The sequence below is a fragment of the Streptomyces sp. NPDC001401 genome (genome assembly GCF_042895385.1).
In the GTDB taxonomy this organism is placed as follows: domain Bacteria; phylum Actinomycetota; class Actinomycetes; order Streptomycetales; family Streptomycetaceae; genus Streptomyces.
Map to the genome: position 1 here is coordinate 282,086 of NZ_JBIAWI010000008.1, position 24,948 is coordinate 307,033.

Below are 24,948 nucleotides of genomic sequence, written 5' to 3' on the forward strand. Positions count from 1 at the left end.
CTCTTACGAGCTGCAGACGTCCTTCAGCTCGTCGGCCGCCCTGTCGATCCTGCCGGAGTCCGGGTTCTCCCCGTTCAGGACGGCCTTGTTGTAGTCGGCGACGGCCTGGTTCAGGTCGTCCACGGCCTTGTCGGCCTTGCCGTCGCCGGCCTTCCTGTTCTTGTCCTTGATCTTGTCGAGGTTCTTCTCGATGGTGTCGATGGACGTGTCGGTCCGGGAGGGGTCGCTTGCCGCGTCCCGCCCGGCATCGTGGATCGCCTTCAGGCTGTCGGCGATCGTGTCGTAGCTCCGCACGCAGTCCAGCGACTTGTCGACGTCGTCGGGGCGGCAGCCGGTGACGAGCCCGACGGTCAGCGCGACGGCTGTCACGGCGGTGGCGACGATGGTGGTACGGCGTCGGTGTCGACGGTTGGCGGCCATGGGACGGTCCCCTCCTGAAAGGCTCCGGCAACGCTCTGTGCCGTCCACGATCCCGGCGCCGCACCCGCCGCCACGAGGGAACCTCCACCCGTATCCGGGGTGGAGCCCACGACACCACGGCCCCGGCCGGCTCGGGCCCCAGGTCACTCCTGTTGATCTGCGACACTGGTACAGCCATGCCTAAGCCCGGAGAACTCACTTTCGTCGCCCCCCGCGGAGCCAAGAAGCCGCCGCGGCACCTTGCCGACCTCACGCCCGCCGAGCGCAAGGAAGCGGTGGCCGAGATCGGCGAGAAGCCGTTTCGCGCCAAGCAGCTCTCGCAGCACTACTTCGCGCGGTACGCGCACGACCCGGCGGAGTGGACGGACATCCCGGCCGGTTCGCGCGGCAAGTTGCAGGAGGCGCTGCTTCCCGACCTGATGACGGTCGTACGGCATCTGTCGACCGACCAGGGCACCACCCGCAAGACGCTGTGGCGGCTGTTCGACGGGACGCTCGTCGAGTCGGTGCTGATGCGCTACCCGGACCGGGTGACCATGTGCATCAGCTCGCAGGCAGGGTGCGGGATGAACTGTCCCTTCTGCGCCACCGGGCAGGCGGGGCTGGACCGGAATCTGTCCGCCGCCGAGATCGTCCATCAGATCGTGGACGGGATGCGGGCGCTTCGGGACGGGGAGGTTCCCGGCGGGCCTGCGCGGCTCTCCAACATCGTCTTCATGGGGATGGGCGAGCCGCTCGCCAACTACAAGCGTGTGGTCGGGGCCATCCGGGCGCTCACCGACCCCGCTCCCGACGGGCTCGGGCTCTCGCAGCGCGGCATCACCGTGTCGACCGTCGGACTGGTCCCCGCCATCCACCGGTTCGCCGACGAGGGGTTCAAGTGCCGGCTCGCCATCTCGCTGCATGCGCCGGACGACGAGCTGCGTGACACCCTCGTCCCCGTCAACACGCGGTGGAAGGTGCGCGAGGTCCTCGACGCGGGGTTCGAGTACGTCGAGAAGAGCGGGCGGCGGTTGTCGATCGAGTACGCGCTGATTCGCGACATCAATGACCAGGCCTGGCGCGGTGACCGACTCGGGCGGCTGCTGCGCGGCAAGCCCGTGCACGTCAACCTCATCCCGCTGAACCCGACCCCCGGCTCGAAGTGGACGGCGTCCCGGCCCGAGGACGAGAAGGCCTTCGTCGAGGCCATCGCGGCGCACGGGGTACCGGTCACCGTCCGGGACACCCGAGGTCAGGAGATCGACGGGGCCTGCGGTCAGCTCGCGGCCACCGAGCGGTAATCTGAGCCCGTACGTACACATCTTCATATTCCGACAGGGGAGCGCCACAGCGCTGAGAGTGCGGCAACCGGGCCGCAGACCCTCTGAACCTTGCCCAGGTCATTCTGGGTAGGAAGTTCGGTCTTCACTCAAGCTGTTGCGCCCTGCCCGGGAGCCGGTGGAATTCTCCGGCGGTCCCGGGCAGGGCCGCGTCTCTTCCTGGTCAGCCAGGAGGAATTCAGTGCACACCAAGACGTTCGTGGCCGCCGCGGTCGGCCTCGGTCTCATCTCGTTGTCCGCCTGCGGTTCGTCGTCGTCCGGCAGCGAGGGCTCCGGCGGCTCCAAGAACATCACTCTCGTCAGCCACGACTCGTGGGCCGTCTCGAAGAAGGTCCTCGCCGACTTCGAGAAGCAGTCCGGCTACAAGGTCCGCGTCCTCAAGGACGGCGACGCGGGGCAGGCCGTCAACAAGGCCATCCTCACCAAGGACAACCCGCAGGGCGACGTCTTCTTCGGCGTCGACAACACCCTGCTCTCGCGGGCGCTCGACAACGGGCTCTTCCAGTCGTACGAGCCGAAGGGCGCAGACCGGATCCAGGCGCAGTACCGGGTCGACCAGGCCAGGCACCGGGTCACGCCGATCGATTCCGGCGACATCTGCGTCAACTACGACAAGGCGTACTTCAGCAAGCACAGGCTGACCCCGCCCGCCTCCTTCGACGACCTGGTCAAGCCCGAATACAAGAACCTCCTCGTCACCGAGAACGCCTCCACATCCTCGCCCGGCCTCGGCTTCCTGCTCGGCACCGCCGCCAAGTACGGCGACGCCGGCTGGCAGGGCTACTGGAAGAAGCTCAAGGCGAACGGCGTGAAGGTCGTCGACGGCTGGGAGCAGGCCTACAACGAGGAGTTCTCCGGATCGGCAGGGGGGAAGAAGGCCAAGGGCGACCGGCCGCTCGTCGTCTCCTACGCCTCCTCGCCGCCCGCCGAGGTCATCTACGGCGACCCGAAGCCCAAGACGGCGCTGACCGGGACGTCGTACGGCACCTGCTTCCGGCAGATCGAGTACGCGGGACTGCTCAGCAACGCCAAGAACAGCAAGGGCGGCAAGGCCTTCCTCGACTTCCTGGTCACCAAGGAGTTCCAGGAGGACATGCCGCTGAACATGTTCGTCTACCCGGTGCGCGAGGGCGCTCAGGTGCCCCCGGAGTTCGTGAAGTACGGGCAGCCGGCCAAGGACCCCGAGACCATGGCCCCGACCAGGATCGCCGCCAACCGTGACCAGTGGGTCAAGTCGTGGACGTCACTCGTACTGAAGTAGACGCGCGGGGGACGCGGCAGGGGAGCGCGGCGCGGCTCGGGCTCATGGCCGTGCCCGTCGTGTTCTTCGCGGTGTTCTTCGCCTGGCCCGTCGCCGCGATCGTGGCGCGCGGGCTCAAGGCCGACGGGAAGTGGCAGTTCGGGCGGATCGCGGACGTCGTCACGCAGTCCGACATCCGGCACGTCCTGTGGTTCACCACCTGGCAGGCGCTCGCTTCCACCGCGCTCACGCTGCTGATCGCGCTCCCGGGCGCGTACGTCTTCGCGCGCCTCGACTTCCCGGGCAAGCAGCTGCTGCGGGCCGTCGTCACCGTCCCCTTCGTGCTGCCGACGGTCGTCGTCGGTACGGCGTTCCTGGCGCTGGTCGGACGTGGGGGACTGCTCGACGAGCTGTGGGGCGTGCGGCTGGACACCACCGTCTGGGCCATCCTGCTGGCGCACGTCTTCTTCAACTACGCCGTCGTCGTACGGACCGTCGGCGGCCTGTGGGGGCAGCTCGACCCGCGTCAGGAGGAGGCGGCGCGGATGCTGGGCGCGTCGCGATGGGCGGCCTGGCGGAAGGTGACGCTGCCGGCTCTCGCGCCCGCGGTGGCCGCCGCCGCGCTGATGGTCTTTCTCTTCACCTTCACCTCCTTCGGCGTGGTGCAGATCCTCGGCGGCCCGACCTTCTCCACCCTCGAGGTCGAAATCTACCGGCAGACCTCGGAGATCTTCGACCTGTCCACCGCTGCCGTGCTCACGATCATCCAGTTCGTGGCCGTCGGCGCGATCCTCGCCGTGCACGCCTGGACGGTACGGCGGCGGGAGACCGCCCTGCGGCTGGTGGACGCGAGCGTCACGGCGAGCCGGCCGCGCGGGGCCGGGCAGTGGACGCTGCTGGCCGGGGTTCTCGGCACCATCGCCGTTCTGCTGGTGCTGCCGCTGGCGGTGCTGGTGCAGCGGTCCCTCGGCGCCTCCGGGTTCGGCTACTACCGCGCGCTGACGCACGACGACGGCGGGACCTTCCTCGTGCCGCCGATCCAGGCGATCGGCAACTCGCTCCAGTACGCCCTCGCCGCGACCGCCATCGCCGTGGTGATCGGCGGTCTGGCCGCCGCGGCGCTCGCGCGCCGGGACGCGGGCCGGCTGGTCCGCGGCTTCGACGCGCTGCTGATGCTGCCGCTGGGCGTCTCCGCGGTGACGGTCGGCTTCGGGTTCCTGATCGCGCTGGACAAGCCGCCGCTGGATCTGCGGAGTTCGTGGATCCTGGTGCCGCTCGCGCAGGCGCTGGTGGGCGCCCCCTTCGTCGTACGGACCATGCTGCCGGTGCTGCGGGCCGTGGACGCGCGGCTGCGGGAGGCGGCGGCCGTGCTCGGGGCGTCGCCGTGGCGGGTGTGGCGGGAGGTCGATCTGCCGATGGTGCGGCGGGCGCTGCTGGTGGCGGCCGGGTTCGCGTTCGCGGTGTCGCTCGGGGAGTTCGGGGCGACCGTGTTCATCGCGCGGCCCGACAATCCGACGCTGCCCGTCGCCGTGGCGCGGCTGCTCGGCCGGCCGGGCGACCTCAACTACGGGCAGGCGATGGCCCTTTCGACGATTCTGATGGTGGTGTGCGCGGTGGCGCTGCTGGTGCTCGAGCGGCTGCGCACCGACCGGAGCGGGGAGTTCTAGATGCTGCTGAGCCTGGAGGACGCGACCGTGCGGTTCGGCGGGCGGGCCGTGCTCGACGCCGTCGGCCTCGAGGTCGCCGAGCACGAGATCGTGTGCGTGCTCGGGCCCAGCGGCAGCGGCAAGTCGACGCTGCTGCGGGCGGTGGCCGGACTGCAACCCCTGGACGGCGGGCGGGTGTTGCTCGACGGACACGACCAGGCGGGGGTGCCCGCGCACAGGCGGGGGGTGGGCCTGATGTTCCAGGACCATCAGCTGTTCCCGCAGCGGGACGTGGGCAGGAACGTCGCCTTCGGGCTGCGGATGCACGGCGCCCGGCGCCCTCAACAGGACGAGCGCGTACGGGAGTTGCTCGACCTCGTCGGGCTGCCGGGTGCCGCACGCCGGGCCGTCGCCTCGCTCTCCGGCGGTGAGCAGCAGCGCGTCGCGCTGGCCCGCGCGCTCGCGCCCCGGCCGCGGCTGCTGATGCTGGACGAGCCGCTCGGCCAGCTCGACCGCTCGCTGCGGGAGCGGCTGGTCGTCGAACTGAGGGAACTCTTCGGGCAGCTGGGCACCACGGTCCTCGCCGTGACGCACGACCAGGGCGAGGCCTTCGCGCTCGCCGACCGGGTCGTGGTGATGCGGGACGGGCGGATCGCCCAGTCCGGTACGCCCCTCGAGGTGTGGCAGCGCCCCGCGGACGAGTTCGTGGCCCGGTTCCTCGGCTTCGACAACGTGGTCGAGGGGATGGTGAGCGGGGAGGCCGCGGACACCCCCTGGGGCAAGCTGCCGGTGCCCCAGGACGCCCCGCAGGGGACGCACACCCTGCTCGTGCGGCCCGCCGGTGTCCGGCTCGTCCCCGCCGACGAGGGCCTGCGCTGCACGGTGGCCGCACGCACCTTCAAGGGCACCCATGTCGCCGTACAGGTGCAGCCGGAAGGGGCGCCGCGACTCGAGGCGGCGGTGGCGCTGCGGGAGGCGCCGGAGGTCGGGGAGGCGGTCGGGGTGGAGTTCGACGCCGCCGAAATCGTGGTGCTCGGCTGAGGTGACCGACCGTAGTGTGAGCGGCATGACGCTACTTGCACATGATCGCTACTGCGACGAGATCGCCCACCAGGTCGAACAGCTGAGGGCGGTGGTGACGAGCGGCGCCGATCTGTCCGCGACCGTCCCGACCTGTCCGGACTGGACCCTGGAACAGCTCAACCTGCACATGGGCGGCGCCCTGCGCTGGGCTGGGACGCTGGTGCGGAAACGGGCCGAGGAGAACGTCCCCGACGAGGAGATACCGCGCGGCGACGGCCCCGAGACCCCGGGGAACGCCGAAGCCCTCGACGCCTGGCTGGCGGAGGCCGGGGAGCTGGCGGTGGGCGCACTGCGCGAGGCCGGGCCCGACGCGAAGGTGTGGGCCTGGTCCGAGATCCACACGTCCGGCTTCTGGGCGCGACGTATGGCGCACGAGATCACCGTCCATCGAGCGGACGCCACACTGGCCGCCGGGCTGCCGTACGAGGTCGCGCCCGAGGTGGCCGCCGACACGATCGACGAGTGGCTGCAGATCGTGGAATGGTCCCAGCGGGCGGAGCCGGAAGAGGCGGCTTCGCGGGAGCTGCGCGGACCCGGTCGCAGCATCCATCTCCATGCCACCGACACCGCTCCCGAGCTGAACGCCGAGTGGGTCGTCGAGCTCACCGAGGACGGTGTCTCCTGGCATCGCGGTCACGAGAAGGCGGACGTCGCCCTGCGCGGCCCCCTCACCGATGTCCTCCTCGCCTTCTACGGCCGACTCCCGCTGGACAGCCCGGAGTTGGAGGTCCTCGGCGACCGGGAGCTGCTGGAGTTCTGGCTGGAGCGGGCGAGCTTCTGAACGACTGCGGCCCGTCCCCCGGGGATACGGGGGACGGGCCGCAGCGGTGTTCTGCGAGAGGCGTCAGCGGCCGCTGTTCGCCCCACGACGGCGCATGCCGAAGAAGACGGCGCCGCCGCCGACCACGACCAGCGCGCCCGCGATACCGGCGATCAGACCGGTGTTGGAGTTCGCACCGGTCTCGGCGAGGTTGTCACCGGCCGCCGGGGACGGCGCGTTGCTCGAGCTGCCCGCCGGGGCGGAGCTGCTCTCCGAGGCGGACGGGGTCGGGGACTCCTCGGCCGGGGTCGAGGCGGACTCCGACGGCGACGGGGTCGCAGGCGGGGTCGACTCGCCCTTCGAGCAGCCCTCGGAGGGGGTCGTCAGGTTCGGCGTGATGTCCTTGTCGACGATCGGGTGGTCCTTGTCCTTCCCGGCCGTGACGTGGACGCGGTACTCGGCGTTCGCCGACCAGTCCTCGTTGAAGGTGACGGTGACACCCTCGCGGGAACCGGTGACGTCCTGCTCGCCGACCTGCTTCGCGTCGGCGCCGTTGTTCTCGAGGAACACGGTGATGGTCGCCGGGGTGCCGGAGGCGTCCTGGTCGGTGACGGTGATGACGCCCTTGCTGCCGTCGCACTTGGCTTCGGCGGAGAACTCACTGATGTTGCAGGCGAGTGCGCTGCCCGCGGCGCTCAGCGCGAGCGCGGAGGATGCGGCGGCGACGCCCAGGATCTGCACGGAACGACGTGCGGTACGGCGAGTTATGGACACGTTTGCCCTTCACGGGATGCGCAACTGCGGGGGGTTGACGAGGGGCGTGAAGCGACTGTGGAGGCGAAGCCTCACACTCCCCAGGAGACTCAAAGGTTTATAAGCGTTCGATAAGGAGTGTCAATGCGCAGGCGGGCCTGGGCCGTTGGCTTTGCACTCTTATTAACCGCCGAGACGTTTCAGCGCCTCCGGAGCCTCCTCGATCCGGTCAACGAGGGCGATACGGGACTCCATCGAGCGTTCCCGGGCGAGTGACTGCAAGAGGGGCCAGGTCGGCAGCCGCTCCGTCCAGTGCGCGCGGTCGACGAGCACCATGGGCGTCGGCTCGCCGCGCGACTCGTAGTAGTTGGGCGTCGCGTTGTCGAAGATCTCCTGTACGGTGCCGGCGGCGCCCGGCAGGAAAACCACACCAGCGTTCGAGCGGGCCAGCAGGCCGTCCTCGCGGGTGGCGTTGGCGAAGTACTTGGCGATGTGCGAGGCGAAGGGGTTCGGCGGCTCGTGGCCGTAGAACCAGGTGGGGATGCCGATGGAGTGGTTGCCCTTCGGCCAGCGGGTGCGCACCTCGAAGGCGGCCCGTGCCCACTCGGTGATCGAGAGGGTGAACGACGGTGACTTCGCGAGGAGTTGGCAGGCCTCGTCCAGCATGTCGTCGTCGTACGGCGCAGCGTAGGCGCCCAGGTTCGCTGCCTCCATGGCGCCCGGACCGCCGCCGGTCGCCACGGTGAACCCGCCGCGGCTCAGCTCGCGGCCCAGGCGCGCCGCTCCGGCGTACGCCGCCGTCCCGCGCGCCATCGCGTGGCCGCCCATCACGCCCACCACCCGTGCGCCGCGCAGGAGTTCGTCGAGGGCGTCGGAGATGGAGTCGTCATGGACGGCGCGCAGCATCGAGGCGAATATGTCGCCGTCGGCCCTGGTGCGCTGGAACCAGGCGTAGGCGAGGGCGTCCGGCGTCTGCTCGTACCCCTTCTCCAGCGAGGCGAAGAGCTCGTCGGGCGTGTACAGGTGCCCGCGGTACGGGTCGAAGGGCAGATACGGGACAGGCGGGAGGACCAGGGCCCCGTCGGCACGGACCTTCGCCGCCGCGTCCTCCCGCATCGGGCAGCCCAGGAAGACCGCCTCGGCGGTGTCGGTGGTGAGCAACTCCCTTGTACGGTCCATCAGATCGACGGCCTGTACGCGGTGTCCGGCGAGGGTGCCGCGGGCCGAGACGGTCGCGTCGAACTCCTCGAGCGTCTCGATCTCGCGGTCGTCGTGGTGGGCCGCATGGGCCGGGCTCGTCTGCACGGGCCCATGCTAGGCACGCCGTTCGCCGAAGCTGTCGGTCAGCCCTGGACCGCCGCCGGGTCCATCCACACGATCTCCCAGGTGTGGCCGTCGAGGTCGTCGAAGGAACGGCCGTACATGAAGCCCTGGTCCTGGACGTCGTCGTTCGCCGTGCCGCCGGCCGCGACCGCCTTCTGCACCAGCTCGTCGACCTTCTCGCGGCTCTCGGAGCTCAGACAGATCGCCACCTCGCTGGTCTTCGTCGAGTCCGCGATCTCCTTCTTCGTGAAGTCGGCGTACCGCTTCTTGCTGAGCAGCATCGTGATGATGGTGTCGCTGATCACGACACAGGCGCAGTCGTCGGTGCTGAACTGCGGGTTGATCGTGTAGCCGAGCTCGGTGAAGAACTTCTTCGACGCGTCGACGTCGTTGGTGGCCAGGTTCACGAAGATCATCTGCTGGTACATGCGGGTCTCTCCCATCGGATGCGTGTCCTTCGCAGGGATAGACCGGGGGCCCGTGCGGAACTCATCGGCGCCTGGGAATTCCGGTCGCAGGAGTTCTCAGCGGGCCGGCGGCAGGGCCGCCAGCTCCGCCACGATCAGGGTCAGCGGGCCGAACAGGGCGAGCAGCGCGCCCGCCCGCAGGGCGGCGGCACTGCGCAGCATCGTGGCGGGGGCGCCGAGGCGCAGCAGGGCGGCCGTGGTGTCGGCCCGGGCGTGCTTGGCCTCCAGGGCCGCGGTGAGCAAGGTGGCGACGGTGCAGCCGGCCACGAGGAGCGTGCCGAGGGTGGTGAGGGGCCCGAAGACGGGGGCGTTCGTGTCGTACAGCGCGGCCATGGCGTAGGTGCCGGAGGCGACCGCGCAGACGATGCCGAGGGGGCGGCCGATGCGGGTGGCCTCCTCCATGAGGACGCGGCCGGCCAGGAGCCGGAGGGCGCCGGGGCGCGCCGCCTGGAGGAGGCGGCCGCACAGATGGGTCAGGCCCGGGCCGGCGACGGCGAGGCCGACCGTGGTGAGGATCCAGCCGATGAGGACCGCGGGGGCGCCGATGGCGAGGCCGCCGGGGAGGGCGGGAGCGGGGGCGGCCGACGCGCGGGTGGCGTAGGCCTGCACGGCCAGGCCCGCGGTGAGTACGGCGACGCCCCAGGGGAGGCCCACAGGGATGCTGCCGGGCGCCGGCGGCTGGGCCGGGTCGGGTGCGGGTGCGGCAGCCTCCCGCGTCGGCGTCGGCGTCGGAGGGGCGGGTGCGTCCGCGGTCGGCTGTTCGGTGGCAGGGGCCGCGGGCGGCGGTGCGGCGTCAGGGGCCGCGTCAGGCTGGCGCGGAGCGCTCCGCAGACGTGCGCCGAAGCGGCCGTACGCCCCGAAGGTCTCCTGTGCCACCGTCCGGCCGTACGCCCCGAAGCGGCCGTAGCTCTGCCGCACCACCCGTGCCGCGACCGGCCTCGCGTCCCGGGGGAGCAGGACCAGCGCCACCGTCAGCGACGCGATCGCCGGGACCAGCGCCAGCAGGGTCAGGGCCGCCGGGACGGGCAACGGCTGGTTCGCGGCCAGGAATTCCGAGGCCGCGCCGTCGAAGGGGATGCCCGTGAGGTCGCCGCGGAGGTGGAGGAAGAGCAGGAGGGCCAGCAGCGCACCCAGCGTGCAGGACAGGGCCGTCGTCATGGCCGAGATCGTCATCAGGCGGACCGGGCCCAGGCCGAAGGCCGAGAGGCCGGTGCGGGGTTTCGTGGCCGGGTCGGTGCGGGCCACCGCCACCGCGAAGTGGACGGTGGCGGCCAGCGGGGTCAGGCACCAGGCGAGACGGAGGGCCGAGCCGCCGGGGTTCTCCGCATGGCTCATCGCGTAGCCGAGGGTGCACAGGAGGAGGAAGCCCGTGCCGGCCGAGGCCACCGCCACCAGGAGGCGGCGCAGCTGCACGGCCGGGTGGGCGCCGCGGGTCAGACGGAGAGCGAGCACGCGGCCCGGCCTTCCGTCTCGGCCACCGGGGGCAGGTGGACCGTGTTCACGCACCGGCCGTCCAGCAGCGACAGCGTGCGGTCGGCGATGGCCGCGGTCTCCGCGTCGTGGGTGGCCACGACGACCGTGATGCCGTGCGAACGGGCCGCCGTGGTGAGCGTGCGCAGGACATGGGCGCGGTCGGCGCGGTGCAGGGGGGCTGTGGGCTCGTCCGCGAAGAGGACGGTGGGGGCCTGGGCGAGGGCCCTGGCGATCGTCACGCGCTGCCGCTCGGCCTGCTTCATCTCGTGCGGGCGCCGACGGGACCGGTCGCCGACGTCGAGGCGCACGAGCCACTCCAGGGCGGCCGCTCTGGCGCGCTCGCGGCTGGTGCCGCGGAGCATCAGCGGGAGGGCGGCGTTCTCCAGGGCGTTCAGCTCGGGTACGAGCACGGGGGCCGGGTCGATCCAGCCGAAACGGTCGCGGCGCAGGCGCTCCCGGGCGTGCGGGGCCATGGTGTGGACCGGCACGCTGTTGAACCAGACCTCGCCGCGCTGGACCGTCACCAGACCGGACAGACAGCGCAGCAGCGTCGTCTTGCCGCTGCCCCGGGGGCCGCTGACGGCGAGGATCTCGCCCTCCCGGACCCCGAACGAGACGCCGCTGAGCGCGGGCGAGCCGTCACTGTGCTCGAAGTGCAGTGAGCGTGCCCAGAGCACATCGTTGTCCGGCGGGTCCACCATCCGCGTACACCTCGTTCAGATCCGTTGTTCCCGTGCCGATCCCCCGTGCGGGGGAACGAGGACAGGGCCGATCGGTTACCAGGCACGCTAAGGAGCCGGGGGCGCGACCCCGGACAGCACGCGGCCCGGGGTGCACCCTTCTCACTCGTACGGGTGCACCCCGGGCCGTATAAACGGCTGAACCGCCGCGGGCTAGAGCTTCGTCCACGCCTCCGTCAGTGTGGCGCGCAGGATCTGCTCGATCTCGTCGAAGGTCTCCTGGTTGGAGATCAGCGGCGGGGCGAGCTGGATCACCGGGTCGCCGCGGTCGTCGGCACGGCAGTACAGGCCGTTGTCGAACAGGGCCTTGGAGAGGAAGCCGTACAGGACGCGCTCGGTCTCCTCGTCGTTGAAGGACTCCTTGGTGTGCTTGTCCTTCACCAGCTCGATGCCGTAGAAGAAGCCGTTGCCGCGGACGTCGCCGACGATCGGCAGGTCGTGCAGCTTCTGCAGGGTCGAGAGGAACGCGCCCTCGTTGTCGAGCACGTGCTGGTTCAGGCCCTCGCGCTCGAACAGGTCGAGGTTGGCGAGGCCGACCGCCGCGGAGACCGGGTGACCGCCGAAGGTGTAGCCGTGCAGGAAGGTGTTGTCGCCCTTGTAGAACGGCTCGGCCAGGCGGTCCGAGACGATGCAGGCGCCGATCGGGGAGTAGCCCGAGGTCATGCCCTTGGCGCAGGTGATCATGTCCGGGACGTAGCCGAACTTGTCGCAGGCGAACGTCGTGCCGAGGCGGCCGAAGGCGCAGATGACCTCGTCCGACACCAGCAGCACGTCGTACTGGTCGCAGATCTCGCGCACCCGCTGGAAGTAACCGGGCGGGGGCGGGAAGCAGCCACCGGCGTTCTGCACCGGCTCCAGGAAGACCGCGGCGACCGTGTCCGGGCCCTCGAAGAGGATCTGCTGCTCGATCTGGTCGGCGGCCCAGCGGCCGAAGGCCTCCGGGTCGTCGCCGTGGATCGGGGCGCGGTAGATGTTGGTGTTCGGGACCTTGTGGGCACCGGGGACGAGGGGCTCGAAGGGGGCCTTCAGCGCCGGGAGACCGGTGATCGACAGAGCGCCCTGCGGGGTGCCGTGGTAGGCGACCGCGCGGGAGATGACCTTGTACTTGGTGGGCTTGCCCACCAGCTTGAAGTACTGCTTGGCGAGCTTCCAGGCGGTCTCGACGGCCTCGCCGCCGCCCGTGGTGAAGAAGACCTTGTTCAGGTCGCCCGGGGCCTCGTCGGCGAGGCGCTCGGCCAGCTCCACGGCCTTCGGGTGGGCGTAGGACCACACCGGGAAGAACGCCAGCTCCTGCGCCTGCTTGAAGGCGGTCTCGGCGAGTTCGGTGCGGCCGTGACCGGCCTGGACCACGAACAGACCCGCGAGACCGTCGAGGTAGCGCTTGCCCTTGTCGTCGTAGATGTAGGTGCCCTCGCCGCGCACGATCGTCGGGACGGGGGAGTTCTCGTACGAGGACATGCGGGTGAAGTGCATCCACAGGTGGTCGTACGCGGTCTTGCTGAGGTCCTTCTGGCTCACGGTTATCGGGTTCCCCACATGTAGGTCTGCTTCTTGAGCTTCAGATAGACGAAGCTCTCGGTGGAGCGCACGCCGGGCAGCGCCCGGATGCGTTTGTTGATGACGTCCAGCAGGTGGTCGTCGTCCTCGCAGACGATCTCGGCGAGGATGTCGAACGAGCCCGCGGTCATCACCACGTACTCGACTTCCGACATGTCCGTCAGCGCTTCGGCGATCTTCTCCACGTCGCCCTCGACGTTGACACCGACCATCGCCTGCCGGCGGAAGCCCACGGTGAGCGGGTCCGTGACGGCGACGATCTGCATCACGCCCTGGTCGAGCAGCTTCTGGACGCGCTGGCGCACGGCCGCCTCGGACAGGCCGACGGCCTTGCCGATGGCGGCGTACGGCCGGCGGCCGTCCTCCTGGAGCTGTTCGATGATGGCGAGGGAGACGGCATCCAGATGGGGAGTGCCGTTCCTGGACTCGCGGGACGAGTCCCTTTGCTCTGCGCTTCGACTGGCCACGACCTCACTGTGCACGACGTCTCGACCGTTCCGCAAGGGTGGACCGATGAAATTCGTTGTTTACGTGAGTGAGACCTGCGGATTTCGCAGTCTTGATGCGACTGGGGGTGTTGAAAACGTGGGAGCGCGGATTAGGGTGGGTGTCTCAGTCAATGGACAGCACGAACCTGACAGGAGGCCGGCAGTGAGCACCGAGCTGCGTCGTCTGCGCAACTACGTCAATGGTGAGTTCCTGGACGCCGCCGACGGACGGACCACCGAGGTGGTCAACCCCGCGACGGGCGAGGCGTACGCAACAGCGCCGCTGTCGGGCCAGGCGGATGTGGACGCCGCAATGGCGGCCGCCGCCGCGGCCTTCCCGGCCTGGCGCGACACGACCCCCGCCGAGCGGCAGAAGGCCCTGCTGAAGATCGCGGACGCGTTCGAGGAGCGGGCCGAGGAGCTCATCGCGGCCGAGGTGGAGAACACGGGCAAGCCGATCGGGCTCACGCGGTCCGAGGAGATCCCGCCCATGGTCGACCAGATCCGCTTCTTCGCGGGCGCGGCCCGGATGCTGGAGGGGCGGTCGGCCGGTGAGTACATGGACGGGATGACGTCCATCATCCGCCGGGAGCCGGTCGGCGTCTGTGCGCAGGTCGCGCCGTGGAACTACCCGATGATGATGGCTGTGTGGAAGTTCGCTCCGGCGATCGCGGCGGGCAACACGGTCGTGCTGAAGCCGTCGGACACGACCCCCGCGTCGACCGTGCTCATCGCGGACATCATCGGGTCGATCCTGCCCAAGGGTGTCTTCAACGTCATCACCGGCGACCGTGACACCGGCCGTCTGATGGTCGAGCACCCGACCCCGGCGATGGCGTCCATCACCGGTTCGGTGCGGGCGGGCATGTCGGTCGCCGAGTCGGCGTCCAAGGACCTCAAGCGCGTCCATCTGGAGCTGGGCGGCAAGGCGCCGGTCGTCGTCTTCGACGACACCGACATCGCCAAGGCCGTCGAGGACATCTCGGTCGCGGGCTTCTTCAACGCCGGCCAGGACTGTACGGCGGCGACTCGTGTCCTCGTCCAGGAGGGCATCCACGACGAGTTCGTGCGGGCGCTCGCCAAGGCCGCCGCCGACACCAAGACCGGGCAGCCGGACGACGAGGACGTGCTGTTCGGCCCGCTCAACAACCCGAACCAGCTCAAGCAGGTCTCCGGGTTCATCGAGCGCCTGCCCGCCCACGCCAAGGTCGAAGCGGGCGGTCACCAGGTCGGTGACAAGGGCTACTTCTACGCCCCGACCGTCGTGTCCGGGCTGAAGCAGGACGACGAGATCATCCAGAAGGAGGTCTTCGGGCCGGTCATCACCGTCCAGTCCTTCACCGATGAGGAGCAGGCGGTGGAGTGGGCCAACGGCGTCGAGTACGCGCTCGCCTCGTCCGTGTGGACCAAGGACCACGGGCGTGCGATGCGGATGTCGAAGAAGCTGGACTTCGGGTGCGTGTGGATCAACACGCACATTCCGCTGGTCGCGGAGATGCCGCACGGTGGCTTCAAGAAGTCCGGCTACGGCAAGGATCTGTCGGGGTACGGGTTTGAGGACTACACGCGGATCAAGCACGTCATGACTTCGTTGGACGCGTAGACAGCCCCGCGCCTCTGAGGGCGTTGCACGGCCCCGGACTGGTGAAGTGCCGTCCGGGGCCGTGCTGTTCCCCCCTCCGGGTGGTCAGGCGGTCCTGACGCTGGTGGTCAGGCCGGGCAGGTCGTCGTCGCCGGGCCCGCCCTTCTCGGTGCGTAGGGAGGGCCCCTCCTTGCCCGGCTCACCAGGCTTGCCCGGCCTGCCCGGGAGCGGTGGCAGGTCGGCCGGATTCGGGAAGGTGATGCCGGCCTTCTCCAGCATCGGGCCGCAGGTGTCGACGGCTTTCTTGTACGCCTTCGACGTCGGGTCGAACTCCCCGCCGGTGACCTTCACTTCCAGGCGGACGTGGCCCTCGTCGTCCTTCGAGGCGTGGAAGTGCGGGAAGACCGACTGGCCCTGGTCCTCCATGCAGGCGGCGAAGTAGTCGTTGGCGGTGTTGACGTCGTCCGGGGCGCTCGCGGTCGGGTGGTACTGCACCGCGAAACCCCCGGCCTTCGCGGGCGGTGCCGTCGTTGTGGACGTGCCGGACGCCTGGGCGGCCGATGCGCTGACCGTGCCGAGTGCTGCGGCCGTCAGGACGGCGATGCCCAGGGCGAGTCGTCGTGGGCGGGTCGTCGAAGTTCGCATGGGTTCTCCTGCGGTGAGGTGCCGTTCGGTACGACGTCCAGGCAACTCCGGGGGCGGTTACAGCAGCGGAACGACCGGGCTTATGTGCGTGTAACCGCTCTGTGGCCACACTGGAAGCCATGCGTGTGCTGGTGGTCGAGGACCACGAAGAGCTCGCCGAGACCGTGGCCGCCGGGCTGCGCCGGGAGGGCATGGCGGTCGACCTCGCCCTCGACGGCCCGACCGCACTGGAGCGCGCCGAGGTCAACGGCTACGACGTCGTCGTACTGGACCGGGATCTGCCCGGCGTCCACGGCGACCAGGTGTGCCGGAGGCTGGCGGCGGGCGGCAGCCGGGCGCGGGTGCTGATGCTGACGGCGTCCGGGACGGTGGCCGACCGGGTGACGGGGCTCGGGCTGGGCGCCGACGACTATCTGCCCAAGCCGTTCGCTTTCGCCGAACTCGTGGCGCGGATACGGGCGTTGGGGCGCCGGGCGCAGCCCGCGTTGCCGCCGGTCCTGGTGCGCGGGGAGCTGCGGCTGGATCCGGCGCGGCGGGAGGCGAGCCGGGCCGGCGGCCAACTGCCCCTCAGTCCCAAGGAGTTCGCGGTCCTCGAGCTGCTGCTCGGCGCGCAGGGGGCGGTGGTGTCCACCGAGGAGCTGCTGGAGCGGGGATGGGACGAGGCCGCGGATCCGTTCAGCCAGACCGTGAAGGTCACCGTGAGCCGGCTGCGGCGCAAGCTGGGGGAGCCGCCGTTGATCGAGACGGTGGACCGGGCCGGGTACCGGATCCGATGACGGAGCACAGGTCCGTGCGGCTCATCCCGCGCAGCATCCGGTGGCGGCTCACGCTCCTGTACAGCGCCCTGTTCGTGGTGGCCGGCGCGGCGCTGCTGGGCGTCGTCTACTTCCTGGCCGCGAGCTCCGTCGTGGGCGGCCGGACCGTCACCTCGGTCGAGGGGCCCGGTCTGCCCGATCAGGGCGCCACCCCGACTGCCCCGGCGACCATCAGCGCCGTCGCCGAGATCCTCCGCCGGGACCAACTGCACGACCTGCTCGTCTACGCCGCCGTCGCGCTCGCCGTGATGGCGCTGGCGTCCCTGGCCCTGGGTCGGCTGATGGCGGGCAGGGTGCTGTCGCCGCTGCGTGCGATGACCGCCACCGCCCGCCGTATCTCCGCCGACAACCTGCACGAACGGCTCGCGGTGCACGGACCCGACGACGAGCTGAAGGCGGTGGCGGACACCTTCGACGACGTACTGGCCCGGCTGGAGGGCGCGTTCGAGGCGCAGAAGCAGTTCGTCGCCAACGCCTCGCACGAGCTGCGCACCCCGCTCACGCTCCAGCAGACCATCGTCGACGTGACCCTCGCCGACCCGGCGGCGTCCGAACAGGCCCTGCGGGCCGCCCTGTTGCGGGTGCGGGCCGCAGGGCAGGAGCAGGAGCGGCTGATCGACGCCCTGTTGACGCTGGCGCGCAGCCAACGGTGCCTGGAGCGCCGGGAGTTCGTCGATCTCGCGGCGATCGTGCGGGAGCGGCTGCCGGACTCCGGGTGCCGGGTCGAGGCGCGGCTGGAGCCGGCGCCCGTGCTCGGCGATCCGCAGCTGATCGAGCGGCTGGTCGTCAACCTCACGGACAACGCCGTACGCCACAACCTCCCGGCAGGGGAAGGGGGTTGGGTGAGTGTGTGGACGGGACTGGACGCGGCGGGGCGGCCCGGGCTGCGGATCGAGAACAGCGGGCCGGTGATTTTGCCGGACCAGGCGGCCGGGCTCTTCCAGCCGTTCCGCAGGCTGGGCCCGGATCGGGTCCTCCCGCCCTCCCGCGTTCGCTCGAGCGGGAGGAGCCCCCATCGCGACGGTCTCGGCCTCGGCATGTCCATCGTCGCGGCCGTGACCGCCGCGCACGGCGGCCGGGTACGAGCGCGCACCCGGCCCGCGGGCGGCCTGATCGTGGAGGTCGGCCTGCCGCCGGCCGGCACTCCGCCGCGTACACCGGAGCCCGCGGCCGGCTCGCCTTCACGGACGCCGCCCGCTCCGGCCGACGCTCGCCCGCCATCGCTCCGGTGACCCCGCGCATGGGGGAGCGCGTGCCAGGGCCCGTGGCGCAGGGCTGATCCGCCGGACAGGCCCCGGAGCTCGGCCTCAGTCGCGAGGAGCTGCACGGCTGTCGGCAGGCTGGTTCGCGCCGGATACCGGAGGTCGTCGTACGCACTGATCGACAGGGTGTCCGGCCGGTGCGGAGGTACTCGACGCTGCGTCGATTGTCGGCGCACAGGCAGGGACGGCATGCTGCGGCAATGCCCCTCACGCCGAAGACCTCCTCCCTCTCCCGTCGGTCCCTGCTGCGCGCGCTGGGTGGTGGCGCGGTGCTCGGCGGCCTGGCCGGCTGCGGGGTGCCCGCCGCGTATGTGCACCCCGGTGACCGTGCCGTCGCCGATCTGTCCGCCAGCGACAGACGGCTGACCTGGGCGAACTGGCCCCTGTACATCGACACCGACGACGACCACCCGAACCGGCGGCCCACGCTCGAGGCCTTCGAGAAGCGGACGGGGATCTCCGTCAAGTACACCGAGGAGATCAACGACAACGACGAGTTCTTCGGCAAGATCAGCCCCGCCCTGATGAACCACCAGCAGACCGGCCGCGACCTGATCGTCATGAGCGACTGGATGTGCGCGCGGTTCGTGCGGCTGGGTTGGGTCCAGGAGATGGACCGGGCCAAGCAGCCCAACGTGGCCAAGTACCTTGACCCGCAGCTGCGTTCACCCGCCTTCGACCCGGGCCGCAGGTACTCGGTGCCGTGGCAGTCGGGCATCACCGGCATCGCGTACGACCGCCGCAGGCTCGGCCGCGAGATCCGCCATGTCTCGGACCTGTGGGCGAGCGACCTCAAGGGGCGGGTGACCCTGCTGTCCGGCCTGGACGAGGCGTTCGCGCTGCTGATGCAGGGCAACGGCGTCGACATCACCAAGTGGACGGCGGCCGACTTCCACAAGGTCTGCGACCAGGTCGAGAAGTACGTCGCGGGCGGCCGGATCCGCCGCTTCACCGGCAACGACTACACCAAGGACCTGGTCAGCGGCGACGTCCTGGCCTGCCAGGCGTACTCCGGCGACGTCATCCAGCTCCAGGCCGACAACCCGCACATCCGCTTCGTCGTCCCCGAGGAGGGCGCGGAGCTGTGGGCCGACTCCCTGATGATCCCGGACCGTGCAGCGCACAAGAGGAACGCCGAGCGGCTCGTCGACTACTACTACGAGCCCGAGATCGCCGCCGAACTCGCGGCCTGGGTGAACTACGTGTGCCCCGTCCCGGCGGCCCAGGACGTCCTTGCCGCCGCCAAGGACAAGGACACCGCGGCCCTCGCCGAGAACCCGCTGATCTTCCCGGACGCCGAGATGCGCCGACGGCTCGTGATCGCCCGGGACATCACATCGACGGAGCGGGTGGAGTTCGCGAAGAGGTGGAACCGGATCGTGGGGTTGTGACCCGTCGGAGGTGGTATGTGACGAGGATTTTTAGTTGGCACAAAAGAGGGATAGTTGGCACCAAGATCATGGGTGTTCTCACAGGTGACGGCGCATCACCTCGATGCACGTGGCTCGGGCCGCGTTCGATTGGTCCCGGGGGTAGGGGACTCCGAGGTTCATGCCGTCGTCGGTGGTGATCGGCGGCTGGTCCCAGGCAAGACTCATCTGCGTGCCGGCCTCCGCTCGTGCCGTGGCCACGAGCGTCGCGTAGGGGCCCGCGACGGCTGATGCCTCGATCTGGAGCCACGCCTGGTGGAAGGCAATGCGGGCCAGCAAGCCGCTGACCTCGTCGGTGAGTTGCTGTCGTACGGCGGACGAGGATTTGGGGCGGCGCCGTATGCGGTACGGCATCTCCAAGTACTCCTCGACCGCAGTCAGCGCTTCGGCGAAAGTCTTCGCCCGGCGCTCCTTGCGTACCGCCCGCTGGTTGAGGGCGTACGTCAGGAAGGCGCCGAAGAGGGCGATGAAGGGGACGATCAGGGCCGCGGTCTGGGCCCACGTCCAGCCGCCGTCCGTCGCTTGTGCCGTCGCGATGACCGCCACGCACCATCCTCCGGCATGCCGTGAGGCGGATCCTCTATGAGCCACTGGCCACCCTGCTCACCGCCGGTGAGCCGCCAGTAGTGTTCGAGGAACAAGTGTGTGCGGACTATCTCGATGAGGTCCAGCAGCCCTTTCGAACGAGGCGGGCGACCCCGCTGTCCGACGTGTCTTCCGCGAGGCCGCCGGCAAAGTGGGCCAGACGGCGAGCCTGCTGTGCAACGCCTTCAACCCCGACGCCATCATCATCGGAGGCGCTCTCGCCCGGGCCTCCGAGCATCTCATCCCCGAGATCAAGAACTGCATCAGGACGCTGGCTTTGCCCACCAACCACAACGTCGCGGTGCTCGCCACCAACCTGGGTCCGGAAGCCTCGGCCATGGGCGCGGTGCGCCTCGCCTTCACGCAGCTGGCGAACAGGACGGCGCACCCGAGGTGACACGCCGCGCGTCCGCTGATCCGGCTTCCGGCTTCCGGTTGGTGGTCACGTGAGCCCTGCCACCATCAAGCCGTCGAGGTCGCTGTTGAAGCGCCGGGTACCCGGGCTGCCGCAGCCGAGGCAGCGACTCCGGGCGCGTGAGCGGCTGCGGCCGGTTAGCGCAACTCAAGCGATCTTGTCTCGCGTTGTTTGGACAACCCCCGCCGCCGTCGACTGGACTGCGCTCGGGCACGCCACCCGGGCGCTGCGCGTGTTCCAGGACATCATCCGCACAGGCCTGCCAGAAGGCATGGAGGGCAGCCAGGGCGACGGCGAGGCGGTCGAGTGGTGTCCTTGCCTGGTCGAGCAGCCCCATGAGGCAGTCGGAGGGGATGGACCTGGGAATGCCCTTGATGCCGCCGACCGGGAGGTTCCGGGCGGGGTTGCGGAAGATCATGCGCTCGCGCTTGAGTGCGCGGAACAGGCCGCGCAGGGCTGTGGCCAGCCTTCGACGGGCAGAGCCGGTCAGGCCGTCCACGGCGTCTTCGATGTGGGTCGTGGTGATGTCCCTCGGCGAGGTCACGCCGGCCCACTTAAAAAGCCCTGAAATACTGCCCGGACTTTCCTGCCTGCTTCGGATCGATCCAGCACGCCCGAGCCTTCGCCGACGAGTTTTGCACCGCCTGCAACCACGAGCACCGGCACTCCGGGACCCGGACTGCACACCCCTGCCTCGGTGCACTTCGGCACTGCGGGATCCGCGAGCAGCGCGCCATCACCCTCGCCGCGGCCTACGCCGCCCACTCCGAGCGCTTCACCCGCAGACCGATCCCGCCCGAGATCCCCCTCGTCGCCTGGATCAGCGAAGCAACGACCGCCATCGCACAGGCAACTTGATATCAAGCTGTCTCAGCTGACTTGACAGGTTCGCTGTGATCCTCGTCTGGTCGCTCTGTCGTCGGCGGGTGACCGTAGAGGAAGGCTCGGAAGTCGCGTCGTAGGCGGATGGAGACTTCGTCGATTCCTTCATCGCCTGCGTAGAGGCGGGCGAGTTCGGGGTGGCGATGGTTGCCGAACAGTACGGGCACGTCGAGGGTGTGGGTGGCGCCGAGCCAGCCGTCCCACAGGGGCGCGGGGCGGCTGTAGCGGGTGCGCCAGACGCGGTTTGGTGCGGCGCCGGCCCAGGCGTCGGCGGGTTCTTCGAAAAGGGCGCTGGTCACGGCGGCGGACAGCGCCCAGTGCGGGTCGTCCGCTCTGGCTGTCGGGAGTGAGAGGGCTGCTGCCTTGTAGCGGCGGTGGCCGTCGCCGGGCAGCATCGCCGCGGCCAGGTCTTCGGCCTCGGTCGACGTCAGCCGGCGCGGGGAGCGTTCGTCGAGCACGAAGAACGTGCCCTCGTCGGACGTCGTGTTGAGCCTGGTCGGGATCGCGGAGGGCGCGGGGAGGCCGTCTGCGAGTTCGCCCGCGGCGACAGGGCCGAAGCGGTGGGTCGGGGCGATCGCGGACGCGGCGGCGATCAGAGTACTGTCATCGAGCTCTGCCAGCTGTCGGACAGATACGTCGAGCTGTGCGGCCAGGCGCTGCACGACGTCGGCTGCGGAGTCCGGTTCGGTGAGGCGGGGGACTCCGCTGTGCAGGGACAGTGCGGCGATTGGTGTGTCGGCGCCGGGCAGTACGGACTGTATGGCCGCGCTCATCGCGCCTGCCGAATCCCCGGCCAGGGTGACACGGCTGGGATCGCCGCCGAACGCGGTGATGTTGCGGCCGACCCAGTCGAGCGCGGCCCTCTGGTCGAGCAGGCCGAGGTTGGCGTGGTCGCCGGTCAGTTCGGGGTGCGAGGCGAAGCCGAGCGGGCCGAGCCGGTAGTTGACGGTGACGACGACGGTTTCGGTGTCTTTGGCGAGCGTCGCTCCACGCAGTGCGGGCACGTCGCCCGATCCGTTGGTGAACGCGCCGCCGTGAATCCATACGAGCACCGGCAGATTCGCTCGCCGGTCCGACTGTGGTGTCCATACGTTGAGTACGAGGTAGTCGGGGCCGGACGGTCCGGACTGGCCGAGGACCATCCGAGCTCGAAGGCTTCCCGGCTGCGGTGCGGTCGGCCCGAATCGGGTCGCCGGCCTGACACCCGCCCACCTGGGCGGCAGGGTGGGCGGGAGGAATCGCGACCTGCCCGTAGGACCGGCGGCATAGGGAACACCGAGGAACGCGGCCACACCGTCCTCGACGATCCCTTCGAGCTCTCCTGATTCGACGCGCACACGCATCGTGGTGCCTTTCGTCATGCGACCGGGACTCCTCGGAGGCTCAGCGTCTTCTGTGCGGCTTCGCGGGCTGCCGGGGCGACGTGGTCGGCGACGGCCCTGGCGGTGGCGGTGGCTTCGGCGAGCCCGATGTCGCCGAAGATGATCGACAGTTCGAGGTAGTTGATGCCGGACGCCTCGATCTGCGCCACGATCTCGTCGCGCACGGAGTCCGCGGTGCCGACGAACGCGTTGCCCTTGGCGAGGAGCTTCTCAGCGGAGAAGACACCGTCCAGCCGGTGGTCGTCGTTCTCGTGCCACAGGTGCAGGATGCGCTGCTGGAACAGGTCGCTCGCGCGGTGGAAGACGTCCTCCGCCTCGGCCCGGCTGCCCGCGATCACGACCGGGCTGGAGATGCCCAGACGCGGCCGGCCGGTGATGGGATTGAGCCGGTCCTCGTCGGCGCGGTGCTTCTCCCAGGTCGTCCAGAAGGTGTTGCCCACCTCGGCGACCCGGCCGTTCTCCCAGCGCGTGACGAAGTTGATGCCGTTGGATGCCGCCCACTCCGCGGTGGCCGCGCTGCCGGAGGCGTACCACAGTTGCGGGTACGGGCTCTGGACCGGGAGCACGGACAGCGCCGCGTCGTAATCGCGCAGCAGGGTTCCCCGATGCTTCATCCGGCCGGTGCGCAGCGCCGTCGTCACCGCCGTGAGCGTCTCCTCGTAGATCGCACGGGCCTGATCGCCTTGGACGCCCAGGATGCCGAGTTCCAGTGGGCTGACACCGGGGCCGACGCCGAAGTCGAGCCTGCCGTGCGAGAGTTGGTCCAGCGTGGCGATCTCCTCGGCCAGGCGGAACGGCTCGTAGGCGGGCAGGACGTTCACCAGGGTGCCGATGCGCAGCGTGCTGGTGATCCGGCTCAGGGCCGCGACGAAGAGGTTGGGCGACGGGACGACCGAGAGCGGCGTGCCGTGGTGCTCGGTCACGTGATAGTGCGCGAACCCCAGCCGCTCGACCTCCTGCGCGAAGCGGAACCGGTCGTCGAGCAGTTCCCCGACACTGCCGTGGGCGAGATCGAACGAGTCGAAGATGCCTAGTTCCAAAGACATGAGACGGCCTTTCCGCTTCCCGGTGTTCGTGACCTTTCGATCACTATGCGCGGGAGGCGGGAGGGCGGTCGAGGAGATCTTTCCAGTATGCGGAAACGCCCCGGATGATCAGCCGGGGTTCGCGATCTCCCGGGAGATCAGCTGGGCGTACTCCCGCAGCGGGGGGATCAGCCGCGGGAGGTTCGCGTCGGACGCGGAGACCAGCGCCGTCAGCGCCATCGGAGTGCGGTCGATCCCGGTCGCCACGGGCACGGAGAGCGAGGACTGCCCGGGGGAGCTCTCCGCGCGGGCGATGGCGTACCCGGCCTGTCGCGCGGCTTCGACTTGCGCCACGACGAGGCGCGGCAGGACCTGCGTGTACGGCGTGTGCCTCTCCAGGCGCGTACGGAGCGCTTCGGAGAGGGCGGTCTTGTCCACCGTCGACATCAACAGCTTGCCCGCGCTGGTCGCGAACAGCGGGAGCTCGTCGCCCGCGTGCGTCAGGCGGATGCTGTCGAGCTTGCCGCGCACGGTGTCGATGCACACGAGCCGGTCGCCGATCATCGTGCTCAGCGCGACGGCCGCCCCGGTGCGCGCGGCGAGTTCATTGGCGAACGGGAGGGCGGTCCTGCGCAGCTCGCGCTCCCAGGCCGAGGACACGCCCAGGCGCCAGATCTTCTCTCCCAGCCGGTACGTCCCCGACTCGGTCCGCTCCACGCCGCCCCACGCCACGAGCTCGCCCAGCAGCCGATGCGCCGTCGAAATCGGCAGGTCCGCGCGGCGCGCCAGCTCGCTGAGCGTGAGCGGCGAGGATTCCGCGCCGAGGAGATCCATCAGGCCGAACACGCGCCCGACGTGGCTGTTGGACTCGCCGCCGGGCTTCTGCGCCATCGAGACTCCAAGTACGTCCACCTCAGATATCCCCGATGTTAACCAGGAAATCGGGCGTTCACCCCATGCGGTCGGTCACGCGTATTCACTACATGCGGTCGGTCACGCGGCGGAACCTGCTGTGGTGGAACAGCAGCGGTTCGACGGCCGACTGCGCATGCGCGTCTTCCACGAGGAGGAACGCGACCTCGTGGTCCCCGATCGTGGTGAGTTCGGCGATCGAGCAGCTCAGTATCAGTGCGCTGCCTCCGATGTGCACCGCGCCCTCGGGTGTGGCGGTCCAGTCGGCGCCGGCGAACCGGTCGCCGGGCCCGGCCAGCACGCGCGCGTAGTCCGCGTGCTGGTCCGCCAGGACGCTGATGCCGAGTTGCCTCACCTCGCGCAGCCGCGCCCAGGTCCGCGACTGGTTCCCGAACGCGACGCTCACCAGTGGCGGGGCCAGGGAGACAGTCGTGAACGAACTCGCGGCCAGACCGACCGGAGACCCGTCGACGAGCGCGGCGACCGCGGTGACCCCGGAGGGGAACAGCGAGAACGCGCGGCGGAGTTCTTTGTGTTCGGCTGCCCCGACTGGTGCTGTTGCCTGAGTCGTCATTGCTGCTCACCTCGGAATCACTGACACTGTGATCTCCACTGTCACCGCCCGTCAGGCGCCTGTCGAAGAATTCCTTCCACGGATTGGAAGGCCCGGCCAGGGGCCTGTCCGTCGTCGGCGACAGCAGGCCAGGACAGCATCTGCCTGCAGACCCCGCATAGGCGGGT

Annotated in this window: 23 protein-coding genes, 1 pseudogene and 1 riboswitch; of the genes and pseudogenes, 10 read left to right on the forward strand and 14 right to left on the reverse strand. The window is 70.1% G+C overall.

Features of this window, described 5'->3' with window-relative positions:
• Positions 1 to 3: 3 nt before the first annotated feature.
• On the reverse strand, positions 4 to 420 hold the full coding sequence (locus tag ACFY10_RS26850) for a hypothetical protein (protein ID WP_390667753.1): 417 nt from the start codon (positions 418 to 420) through the stop codon (positions 4 to 6).
• Between the two features lie 176 nt (positions 421 to 596).
• On the opposite strand from ACFY10_RS26850, the gene rlmN reads away from it, so the two are divergent.
• From rlmN to ACFY10_RS26875, 5 genes are all read left to right on the forward strand, one after another.
• The gene (gene rlmN, locus ACFY10_RS26855) at positions 597 to 1,703 is read left to right on the forward strand and encodes a 23S rRNA (adenine(2503)-C(2))-methyltransferase RlmN (RefSeq protein ID WP_390667754.1); all 1,107 of its coding nucleotides are present in this window, start codon (positions 597 to 599) and stop codon (positions 1,701 to 1,703) included.
• A 25-nt stretch (positions 1,704 to 1,728) separates the two neighbouring features.
• Positions 1,729 to 1,836: riboswitch (TPP riboswitch) on the forward strand.
• Positions 1,837 to 1,923: 87 nt separating this feature from the next.
• Complete coding sequence (locus ACFY10_RS26860; protein ID WP_390667755.1) at positions 1,924 to 3,003, forward strand: thiamine ABC transporter substrate binding subunit; 1,080 nt, start codon at positions 1,924 to 1,926, stop codon at positions 3,001 to 3,003.
• A gap of 44 nt (positions 3,004 to 3,047) precedes the next feature.
• On the forward strand, positions 3,048 to 4,649 hold the full coding sequence (locus tag ACFY10_RS26865) for an ABC transporter permease (RefSeq protein ID WP_390667756.1): 1,602 nt from the start codon (positions 3,048 to 3,050) through the stop codon (positions 4,647 to 4,649).
• Entirely contained in the window at positions 4,650 to 5,669 is a 1,020-nt protein-coding gene (locus ACFY10_RS26870) for an ABC transporter ATP-binding protein (RefSeq protein WP_390667757.1), read from the forward strand.
• Between the two features lie 25 nt (positions 5,670 to 5,694).
• On the forward strand, positions 5,695 to 6,492 hold the full coding sequence (locus ACFY10_RS26875; RefSeq protein ID WP_390667758.1) for a maleylpyruvate isomerase family mycothiol-dependent enzyme: 798 nt from the start codon (positions 5,695 to 5,697) through the stop codon (positions 6,490 to 6,492).
• Positions 6,493 to 6,555: 63 nt separating this feature from the next.
• Here the strand turns inward: ACFY10_RS26875 and ACFY10_RS26880 are convergent, their stop codons facing one another.
• The 7 genes from ACFY10_RS26880 to ACFY10_RS26910 all read right to left on the reverse strand — a co-directional run bounded on the left by ACFY10_RS26880 (position 6,556) and on the right by ACFY10_RS26910 (position 13,266).
• On the reverse strand, positions 6,556 to 7,245 hold the full coding sequence (locus tag ACFY10_RS26880; protein WP_390667759.1) for an LAETG motif-containing sortase-dependent surface protein: 690 nt from the start codon (positions 7,243 to 7,245) through the stop codon (positions 6,556 to 6,558).
• Between the two features lie 162 nt (positions 7,246 to 7,407).
• A complete protein-coding gene (locus ACFY10_RS26885; protein ID WP_390667760.1) occupies positions 7,408 to 8,529 on the reverse strand; it encodes an LOG family protein in 1,122 nt (373 codons plus the stop codon).
• 38 nt (positions 8,530 to 8,567) lie between these two features.
• Positions 8,568 to 8,975 carry a VOC family protein gene (locus ACFY10_RS26890; protein ID WP_390667882.1) on the reverse strand — a complete coding sequence of 136 codons (408 nt, stop codon included), beginning with the start codon at positions 8,973 to 8,975 and terminating at the stop codon, positions 8,568 to 8,570.
• A gap of 96 nt (positions 8,976 to 9,071) precedes the next feature.
• A complete protein-coding gene (locus tag ACFY10_RS26895; RefSeq protein ID WP_390667761.1) occupies positions 9,072 to 10,466 on the reverse strand; it encodes a hypothetical protein in 1,395 nt (464 codons plus the stop codon).
• Positions 10,448 to 11,188: an ABC transporter ATP-binding protein gene (locus ACFY10_RS26900; protein ID WP_390667762.1), complete on the reverse strand. Its 741-nt coding sequence runs from the start codon at positions 11,186 to 11,188 to the stop codon at positions 10,448 to 10,450. The genes ACFY10_RS26895 and ACFY10_RS26900 overlap by 19 nt, the downstream gene beginning before the upstream one ends.
• Before the next feature lie 192 nt (positions 11,189 to 11,380).
• A complete protein-coding gene (locus ACFY10_RS26905; protein ID WP_390667763.1) occupies positions 11,381 to 12,745 on the reverse strand; it encodes an aspartate aminotransferase family protein in 1,365 nt (454 codons plus the stop codon).
• Positions 12,746 to 12,747: 2 nt separating this feature from the next.
• A complete protein-coding gene (locus ACFY10_RS26910; protein ID WP_266961142.1) occupies positions 12,748 to 13,266 on the reverse strand; it encodes an Lrp/AsnC family transcriptional regulator in 519 nt (172 codons plus the stop codon).
• A gap of 169 nt (positions 13,267 to 13,435) precedes the next feature.
• On the opposite strand from ACFY10_RS26910, the gene ACFY10_RS26915 reads away from it, so the two are divergent.
• Complete coding sequence (locus ACFY10_RS26915) at positions 13,436 to 14,875, forward strand: gamma-aminobutyraldehyde dehydrogenase (RefSeq protein WP_390667764.1); 1,440 nt, start codon at positions 13,436 to 13,438, stop codon at positions 14,873 to 14,875.
• Between the two features lie 84 nt (positions 14,876 to 14,959).
• On the opposite strand, the gene ACFY10_RS26920 is transcribed toward ACFY10_RS26915, so the two are convergent.
• The gene (locus tag ACFY10_RS26920) at positions 14,960 to 15,499 is read right to left on the reverse strand and encodes a hypothetical protein (protein WP_390667765.1); all 540 of its coding nucleotides are present in this window, start codon (positions 15,497 to 15,499) and stop codon (positions 14,960 to 14,962) included.
• A 119-nt stretch (positions 15,500 to 15,618) separates the two neighbouring features.
• Between ACFY10_RS26920 and ACFY10_RS26925 the strand changes: the two genes are divergently transcribed.
• The 3 genes from ACFY10_RS26925 to ACFY10_RS26935 all read left to right on the forward strand — a co-directional run bounded on the left by ACFY10_RS26925 (position 15,619) and on the right by ACFY10_RS26935 (position 18,967).
• Entirely contained in the window at positions 15,619 to 16,275 is a 657-nt protein-coding gene (locus tag ACFY10_RS26925) for a response regulator transcription factor (protein ID WP_390667766.1), read from the forward strand.
• A complete protein-coding gene (locus ACFY10_RS26930) occupies positions 16,272 to 17,546 on the forward strand; it encodes a sensor histidine kinase (protein WP_390667767.1) in 1,275 nt (424 codons plus the stop codon). The genes ACFY10_RS26925 and ACFY10_RS26930 overlap by 4 nt, the downstream gene beginning before the upstream one ends.
• Before the next feature lie 230 nt (positions 17,547 to 17,776).
• Positions 17,777 to 18,967 (forward strand): spermidine/putrescine ABC transporter substrate-binding protein, encoded by a 1,191-nt coding sequence (locus tag ACFY10_RS26935; RefSeq protein ID WP_390667768.1) that lies wholly within the window; start codon positions 17,777 to 17,779, stop codon positions 18,965 to 18,967.
• A 78-nt stretch (positions 18,968 to 19,045) separates the two neighbouring features.
• On the opposite strand, the gene ACFY10_RS26940 is transcribed toward ACFY10_RS26935, so the two are convergent.
• A complete protein-coding gene (locus tag ACFY10_RS26940) occupies positions 19,046 to 19,552 on the reverse strand; it encodes a hypothetical protein (RefSeq protein ID WP_390667769.1) in 507 nt (168 codons plus the stop codon).
• Between the two features lie 151 nt (positions 19,553 to 19,703).
• Between ACFY10_RS26940 and ACFY10_RS26945 the strand changes: the two are divergent.
• Positions 19,704 to 19,988: pseudogene (locus ACFY10_RS26945) on the forward strand (ROK family protein); the annotation flags it as partial.
• An 878-nt stretch (positions 19,989 to 20,866) separates the two neighbouring features.
• Here ACFY10_RS26945 and ACFY10_RS26950 read toward each other — a convergent pair.
• The 4 genes from ACFY10_RS26950 to ACFY10_RS26965 form a co-directional block, all read right to left on the reverse strand.
• Positions 20,867 to 22,249 carry a carboxylesterase family protein gene (locus ACFY10_RS26950; protein WP_390667770.1) on the reverse strand — a complete coding sequence of 461 codons (1,383 nt, stop codon included), beginning with the start codon at positions 22,247 to 22,249 and terminating at the stop codon, positions 20,867 to 20,869.
• Positions 22,246 to 23,316 carry an LLM class flavin-dependent oxidoreductase gene (locus tag ACFY10_RS26955; protein ID WP_390667771.1) on the reverse strand — a complete coding sequence of 357 codons (1,071 nt, stop codon included), beginning with the start codon at positions 23,314 to 23,316 and terminating at the stop codon, positions 22,246 to 22,248. Before ACFY10_RS26955 ends, ACFY10_RS26950 begins: the two co-directional genes overlap by 4 nt.
• A 108-nt stretch (positions 23,317 to 23,424) precedes the next feature.
• Positions 23,425 to 24,186, reverse strand: a complete 762-nt coding sequence (locus ACFY10_RS26960; RefSeq protein ID WP_390667772.1) for an IclR family transcriptional regulator — start codon at positions 24,184 to 24,186, stop codon at positions 23,425 to 23,427.
• 88 nt (positions 24,187 to 24,274) lie between these two features.
• Positions 24,275 to 24,781, reverse strand: coding sequence for a flavin reductase family protein (locus tag ACFY10_RS26965; protein WP_390667773.1), 507 nt, complete (start codon positions 24,779 to 24,781; stop codon positions 24,275 to 24,277).
• Positions 24,782 to 24,948 lie beyond the last annotated feature (167 nt).

Excerpts from the sequence above, each read along its gene's own strand:
- ACFY10_RS26960 (WP_390667772.1), bottom strand. The coding sequence starts at position 24,186 with ATGGCGCAGAAGCCCGGCGGCGAGTCCAACAGCCACGTCGGGCGCGTG.
- ACFY10_RS26965 (WP_390667773.1), bottom strand. The coding sequence starts at position 24,781 with ATGACGACTCAGGCAACAGCACCAGTCGGGGCAGCCGAACACAAAGAA.
- ACFY10_RS26850 (WP_390667753.1), bottom strand. The coding sequence starts at position 420 with ATGGCCGCCAACCGTCGACACCGACGCCGTACCACCATCGTCGCCACC.
- ACFY10_RS26920 (WP_390667765.1), bottom strand. The coding sequence starts at position 15,499 with ATGCGAACTTCGACGACCCGCCCACGACGACTCGCCCTGGGCATCGCC.
- ACFY10_RS26890 (WP_390667882.1), bottom strand. The coding sequence starts at position 8,975 with ATGTACCAGCAGATGATCTTCGTGAACCTGGCCACCAACGACGTCGAC.
- ACFY10_RS26935 (WP_390667768.1), top strand. The coding sequence starts at position 17,777 with ATGCCCCTCACGCCGAAGACCTCCTCCCTCTCCCGTCGGTCCCTGCTG.
- rlmN (WP_390667754.1), top strand. The coding sequence starts at position 597 with ATGCCTAAGCCCGGAGAACTCACTTTCGTCGCCCCCCGCGGAGCCAAG.
- ACFY10_RS26865 (WP_390667756.1), top strand. The coding sequence starts at position 3,048 with ATGGCCGTGCCCGTCGTGTTCTTCGCGGTGTTCTTCGCCTGGCCCGTC.
- ACFY10_RS26870 (WP_390667757.1), top strand. The coding sequence starts at position 4,650 with ATGCTGCTGAGCCTGGAGGACGCGACCGTGCGGTTCGGCGGGCGGGCC.
- ACFY10_RS26925 (WP_390667766.1), top strand. The coding sequence starts at position 15,619 with ATGCGTGTGCTGGTGGTCGAGGACCACGAAGAGCTCGCCGAGACCGTG.
- ACFY10_RS26900 (WP_390667762.1), bottom strand. The coding sequence starts at position 11,188 with ATGGTGGACCCGCCGGACAACGATGTGCTCTGGGCACGCTCACTGCAC.
- ACFY10_RS26875 (WP_390667758.1), top strand. The coding sequence starts at position 5,695 with ATGACGCTACTTGCACATGATCGCTACTGCGACGAGATCGCCCACCAG.
- ACFY10_RS26930 (WP_390667767.1), top strand. The coding sequence starts at position 16,272 with ATGACGGAGCACAGGTCCGTGCGGCTCATCCCGCGCAGCATCCGGTGG.
- ACFY10_RS26950 (WP_390667770.1), bottom strand. The coding sequence starts at position 22,249 with ATGACGAAAGGCACCACGATGCGTGTGCGCGTCGAATCAGGAGAGCTC.
- ACFY10_RS26955 (WP_390667771.1), bottom strand. The coding sequence starts at position 23,316 with ATGTCTTTGGAACTAGGCATCTTCGACTCGTTCGATCTCGCCCACGGC.